Below are 5,001 nucleotides of genomic sequence, written 5' to 3' on the forward strand. Positions count from 1 at the left end.
TCCGCGCCGAGTTCCAGGACCTCGCCCGTCTGGAGGCCCGCTATCGCCGCGACGGCCTCAGCAGTTCTGAACGCGCCGACCTTGACGCGCGCTTCGATCGCCTCTCGGTGCAGATCCGCGCAGACCGCAACGACGCCCAGCGCGCCGGGTCTCCGGCGCAGGGTTGGATGGATATCAACCAGCGGCAGGCGCAGCTCGACCAGCGCATCGACGTCGGTGTGCGCAATGGACAGCTCACCGCCTCGGAAGCCGCCCGCCTCCGCGCCGAGTTCCAGGACCTCGCCCGTCTGGAGGCCCGCTATCGCCGCGACGGCCTCAGCAGTTCTGAACGCGCCGACCTTGACGCGCGCTTCGATCGCCTCTCGGTGCAGATCCGCGCAGACCGCAACGACGCCCAGCGCGCCGGGTCTCCGGCGCAGGGTTGGATGGATATCAACCAGCGGCAGGCGCAGCTCGACCAGCGCATCGACGTCGGTGTGCGCAATGGACAGCTCACCGCCTCGGAAGCCGCCCGCCTCCGCGCCGAGTTCCAGGACCTCGCCCGTCTGGAGGCCCGCTATCGCCGCGACGGACTCAGCCGCTCCGAACGGGCCGACCTCGATGCGCGGTTCGACCGCCTGTCGGTCCAGATCCGCGCCGATCGGAACGACGGCCAGCGCGCCGACGGACCGCGCGGCGACCGGTGGGAGAATCTCAACCGACGCCAGGCGCAGTTCCAGCAGCGGCTGGACACCGCCGTCCGTGATCGCCGCGTGACCCGCAGCCAGGCCAGCATCCTACGCTCGCAGTACCGCGACATCGCCGGCCTGGAACAGCGCTACCGGGCCAGCAACGGCCTTTCGCCGCGCGAACGCGCCGACCTCGACCGGCGCTTCGACCGCTTGCAGGCCAACTTCCGCGCCTCGGTCCAGAGCTCGCAGTACGGCTACGGCTACGGTGAAGCGCCGAACCTGTTCGACTACCTCTTCGGCATTCGCTAGCGCACGAGCGCCCGGGGCGGCCCGTCACGGCCGCCCTGGGGTGCGGCGCGCGGCGCGCCGCCGTCTCGACGCGGCGCAGAGGCGGGCCTAGCGTGATCGCCCCACGCTTTGGAAGACGCCTCGCCCATGCTCGCGCTGATGATGGATCGACCGCTGACGCTCCCGTCGATCCTGGAGCACGCCGCGATCTATCATGGCGGCACCCAGGTCGTTAGCCGCACCGTCGAGGGGCCGATCCATCGCTACGGCTACCGCGACGCTCTGGATCGCGCCAAGCGCATGGCCAATGCGCTGCTCGCGTTGGGCGTGAAGCCTGGCGACCGCGTCGCGACGCTCGCGTGGAGCACGCACCGGCATTTCGAGCTCTACTTCGCCGTCACCGGCATCGGGGCGGTACTGCACACCATCAATCCGCGGCTGCACCCGGACCAGGTGGCGTGGGTCGCGAACCACGCCGAGGACAGCGTGCTGTTCTTCGACATCACGTTCTCCGACCTCGTCGCGGAACTCGGTCCGAAGATGCCCACGGTGAAGACGCGCGTCGCGATGACCGACGCGGCGCACGCGCCTGCGGACGCGCTGGTCTACGAGGACCTGATCGCCGGCCACCCCAGCGCGTTCGCCTGGCCGGAGCTGGACGAACGCCAGGCCTCCGGCCTCTGCTACACCTCCGGCACCACCGGTAACCCGAAGGGGGTGCTCTACGGCCATCGCTCGACGGTGCTGCACGCGCTCGCGCTGGCGCTGCCCGACGCCTTCGACCTCTCGGCTCGCGACGTGGTGATGCCCTGCGCCCAGATGTACCACGCCAACGCCTGGTGCACGCCCTATGCAGCCCCGCTGGTGGGAGCCAAGCTGGTTCTGCCGGGCCGCGCCCTGGACGGCGCCTCCGTCGCCGAGCTGATCGCAGAGGAGGGGGTCACCTTCCTGCTGGGCGTGCCGACCATCTGGGTGGGCGTGGCCGACCATCTGGACCAGACCGGCGGGAGGCTCACGTCGGTGCGCACCATCGCCATCGGCGGCTCGGCCCCCACCGCCGCCCTGATCTCGCGCATCGAGAACCGACTGGGAGGCCAGGTGCGCCAGATCTGGGGGATGACCGAGACCTCGCCGCTGGGTGTGATCAACACACCGCTGCCGGCCCACGCCGGCGAGGACGCCGCAGCCACCTTGCAACGAAAGCTGAAGCAGGGACGCGGCCTCTGGGGCGTGGAATTGCGCATCCTGGGTGAGGACGGGACCGAGCTACCGCGCGACGGCAAGGCCGCCGGCGCCCTGCAGGTGCGTGGGCCCTGGGTGTCGTCGGCCTACTTCAAGCAGGACGGCGCCGACGCCTTCACCGCCGACGGCTGGTTCGACACCGGCGACATCGCCACCCTGGACCCGGAGGGGTACCTGCGCCTTACCGACCGGGCCAAGGACGTGATCAAGTCGGGCGGCGAGTGGATCTCCACCCTGGACCTGGAGGAGGCGGTCTGCTCGCACCCGGCGGTCGCGATGGCCGCGGCCATCGGCGTGCCGCACCCCAAGTGGGACGAGCGCCCCCTACTGCTCGTGACGATGCGGCCCGGCCAGTCCGCCGACCCGGAGGCGCTTAAGGCCCACGTCGCCGAACGCGTCGCCAAGTGGTGGACGCCGGACGAGGTGCGCATCGTTTCGGACCTGCCGCTGGGACCGACCGGCAAGGTCCTGAAGCGCGAGTTGCGTGACCGGCTGGCCACGGCGCCGCTCACATCGACCGCGTGACTGAACTGGCCCTTGCACCGTGCGTTAGCGATCCTAGGTGACAGTCTAGGAACGCCAGGAGATTGCGGTGCAGCGTAAGCGGCCAAAGGGTGTGCTCGCCATGGGGTGGGCGGCGATTGGGGCGGCCGCGAAGGGCCGTACGGAACACGCGCCGACGGCTGCGGACTATCCCGACACTGTCGTGCGGCGAACCAGCTTCACCTCCGGCGGCGGCCATGGCTGGCGCATCTCCGCCCTGGAGACCCCGCGCGCGGCGCCGCCGCCGTGGAAGATCGTGGTCATCACCGGCGCCCCGTCCTGGGCCGAATACTGGGCCGAGACGCTGGCCGAGCTGCCGCAGGACCGCGAGATGATCGTGGTCGACCGCCCAGGCTATGCCGCCAGCGAGCCACTTCACCCTGTGGCCGACATCTGCGTCCAGGCACAGGCGCTGGCCCCGGTGCTGCAGGCGGCGCGCGGCCAAAGGGTGCTGCTGGTGGGGCAGAGCTACGGTGCGGCGATCGCCTCGATCATGGCGGACCAGAACCCCGGCAAGGTGGCGGGCCTCGTCCTGCTCTCGGGCTTCTTCGGCGAGGCGGGCCCGACCGCCAAGTGGCTGCTGGACCTGGGGTCGAAGGCCTTGAACATGATCCCGCGCGACCTGCGCCATGCGGTCATCGAGGTGAACGGCCAGAAGCCGCAGCTGCGTCACGCCAAGCACGCGCTCGCCCGACTGAACATCCCCATACACATGATCCACGGCGACCAGGACGACTTCGCCCCATTCGAGGCCGCCGAGCGTTTGGCCGGCGAGACCGTTACGCGCCGCCCGATCCGCGTCGTCCGCACCGAAGGCGCCAACCACTTCTTCAACGACGGTCCGGCCGAGATCCTGCTGGCCGCCATCGAGAGCTGCATCCCGCAGCGCCCGCAGCGCTGGACCTTCCGCTGGCCCAAGCTTCCGGCGCTGTGGGGCGCCAAACTACCCGGCGCGGCCTCGGCCCCGGCAGGCTAGGGTCAGGCGAGGGGGTCAGGGCAGGAGCACGCCCGTCGCCACCGCGAATCCGATCACCACCAGCCAGGGCGGCAGCTTGGCCACCTGCAGGAACACGAAGGCGGCGAGGACCAGCGCCCAGTCGGCCGGCTGACGCACGGCGATCATCAGCACCGGATTCCACAGCGTCGCCGCCAGTACGCCCACCACCGTCGCACCGACGCCCGCGATCACCCCGCGCGCCCAGCCCTCTCGCTTCAACCGGTCCCAGAACGGCAGTACGCCGGTGACCAGCAGCAGGCTGGGCAGGAAGATCGAGAGCAGTGCGATCAGCCCGCCCGCGATACCGTCCGGACCATACCGCTGGGCCGCGCCCACATAGGCCGCGAAGCTGAACAGCGGCCCCGGCAACGCTTGGACCACCCCATAGCCGGCCAGGAAGGTCGATTCGTCCAGCCAGCGCCGATCGACGATCTCGCGCTCGAGGAGCGGCAGCACCACGTGGCCGCCGCCGAATACCAGCGAGCCGGTGCGGTAGAAGACGCTGGCCAGGCCGAGCCCCGGGTTGGCCAGCACGCTCGCCAGGATCGGCAGCCCGACGAGGAGGACCACGAAGAGGCCGAGCGCGATCAGGGCGCTCTGGCGATCGACCATCACCGGCGCGTCGTCCGGCGGGAGCTGGGCAGGCGTATCGCGAAGCAGGGCCATGCCAAACAGCCCGCCGGCCACCAGGGTCGCCACCTGGGCCACGGGCCCCTGGACGAGGAACAGGCCCACTGCGGCGCCCATGGCCAGGCCCGCTTTGATGGGACCCACCGCCAGGGTGCGGGCCATCTGCACCACCGCCTGCGCGACCACCGCAGCGGCGGCCGCGTGCAGGCCATGGAGCCATCCGTCCCCGTACAGCCCCACCAGGCTGGGCTTGAACATTGCGAACGCGATCATCGCCGCCGCCGCCGGCGCAGTGAACCCGGCGAACGCCGCCAGCGCCCCTGCTAGGCCCGCCTGCCGCATCCCGATCGCCATCCCCATCTGGCTGGAGGCCGGCCCCGGCAGGAAGTGGCAGAGCGCCATCAGGTCCGCGTAAGCGGCGTCGGAAAGCCAGCCCCGCCGCTCCACGAACTCGCGGCGGAAATAGCCGAGGTGCGCCGCCGGTCCGCCGAACGCGGTCAGTCCCTGGACCAGGAACGCCAGGAACACGTCTAGGGCGGAAACCCTGCGGATCGGCTGGGCGTCATCCATACGGCCTAGATGGAAGGGCAGGGCGGCCCTGTCGACCGGTTTCGGCGATAAGCACTTGAG

3 protein-coding genes and 2 pseudogenes are annotated in these 5,001 nt (G+C 70.7%); 4 read left to right on the forward strand and 1 reads right to left on the reverse strand.

Annotated features, from left to right (window positions below):
- The 4 genes and pseudogenes from QZV94_RS23140 to QZV94_RS23160 form a co-directional block, all read left to right on the forward strand.
- Positions 1 to 134: pseudogene (locus tag QZV94_RS23140) on the forward strand (hypothetical protein); the annotation flags it as partial.
- Between the two features lie 39 nt (positions 135 to 173).
- Positions 174 to 392: pseudogene (locus tag QZV94_RS23145) on the forward strand (hypothetical protein); the annotation flags it as partial.
- Between the two features lie 714 nt (positions 393 to 1,106).
- Positions 1,107 to 2,726, forward strand: a complete 1,620-nt coding sequence (locus QZV94_RS23155; protein ID WP_293682535.1) for a long-chain-fatty-acid--CoA ligase — start codon at positions 1,107 to 1,109, stop codon at positions 2,724 to 2,726.
- Positions 2,727 to 2,793: 67 nt separating this feature from the next.
- Positions 2,794 to 3,720 (forward strand): alpha/beta hydrolase, encoded by a 927-nt coding sequence (locus QZV94_RS23160; protein WP_293682537.1) that lies wholly within the window; start codon positions 2,794 to 2,796, stop codon positions 3,718 to 3,720.
- Between the two features lie 15 nt (positions 3,721 to 3,735).
- Here QZV94_RS23160 and chrA read toward each other — a convergent pair whose 3' ends face one another.
- Positions 3,736 to 4,941 (reverse strand): chromate efflux transporter, encoded by a 1,206-nt coding sequence (chrA, locus tag QZV94_RS23165; RefSeq protein ID WP_293682539.1) that lies wholly within the window; start codon positions 4,939 to 4,941, stop codon positions 3,736 to 3,738.
- Between the last annotated feature and the right edge of the window lie 60 nt (positions 4,942 to 5,001).

This window comes from uncultured Phenylobacterium sp. (genome assembly GCF_902826855.1).
Lineage (GTDB): Bacteria > Pseudomonadota > Alphaproteobacteria > Caulobacterales > Caulobacteraceae > Phenylobacterium.

Coding starts and splice junctions, on each gene's coding strand:
- QZV94_RS23155 (WP_293682535.1), top strand. CDS start 1,107: ATGCTCGCGCTGATGATGGATCGACCGCTGACGCTCCCGTCGATCCTG.
- chrA (WP_293682539.1), bottom strand. CDS start 4,941: ATGGATGACGCCCAGCCGATCCGCAGGGTTTCCGCCCTAGACGTGTTC.